General features: G+C 48.7%; 1 protein-coding gene. It reads right to left on the bottom strand.

Annotated elements, in window-relative coordinates:
* A partial coding sequence (locus FQ082_RS12905; protein WP_149493456.1) for an elongation factor Tu occupies positions 1-840 on the bottom strand: 840 nt, incomplete at its 3' end.
* Positions 841-861: the final 21 nt, after the last annotated feature.

The following is an 861-nucleotide window of genomic DNA, read 5'->3' as shown; positions in this document are numbered from 1 at the left end:
TAGTACGCCACAGTTTTCGCCTGCACGACCTTCGTCAAGCAGTTTACGGAACATCTCTACACCCGTACAGGTGGTTTTTTGCGTGTCACGGATACCGACGATTTCGATTTCGTCGCCAACGCGTACGATACCAGATTCAACACGGCCAGTTACAACAGTACCACGACCTGAGATTGAGAATACGTCTTCGATTGGCATTAGGAATGCTTTGTCGATGTCACGCTCTGGCTCTGGGATGTAGGTGTCAAGAACGTTTAATAGTTCTACAACGGCTGGTTGACCATATTTTTCTTGTGAGCCTTTTAGGGCTTCAGTTGCAGAACCGTGGATGATTGGGGTGTCATCACCTGGGAAGTCATAGTCGCTTAATAATTCACGAACTTCCATTTCTACGAGTTCAAGCAATTCTTCGTCATCAACAACGTCGCACTTGTTCATGAATACGACGATGTACGGTACGCCAACCTGACGTGAAAGCAGGATGTGCTCACGGGTTTGTGGCATAGGGCCGTCAGTCGCTGATACAACTAGGATTGCGCCGTCCATCTGGGCTGCACCGGTGATCATGTTTTTAACATAATCGGCGTGACCTGGGCAATCAACGTGAGCGTAATGACGTGATGGGGTGTCATATTCTACGTGTGAGGTGTTGATGGTGATGCCACGTGCTTTTTCTTCTGGTGCTGAGTCAATAGACGCGTAGTCTTTGGCTTCGCCACCTGAGGTGATTGCAGCTACGGTTGCGATTGCAGCGGTAAGGGTGGTTTTACCGTGGTCAACGTGTCCGATGGTACCGACGTTAACATGTGGTTTTAGACGTTCAAACTTGGCCTTTGCCATGGGTATTTCCTCTTTTTTTGG

Origin of the sequence: Psychrobacter sp. ANT_H56B (assembly GCF_008369245.1) — a bacterium.
Taxonomy (GTDB): domain Bacteria; phylum Pseudomonadota; class Gammaproteobacteria; order Pseudomonadales; family Moraxellaceae; genus Psychrobacter; species Psychrobacter cryohalolentis.
The sequence above is the reverse complement of the archived record's forward strand: the minus strand, read 5'-3'. Positions and strand labels throughout refer to the sequence as shown.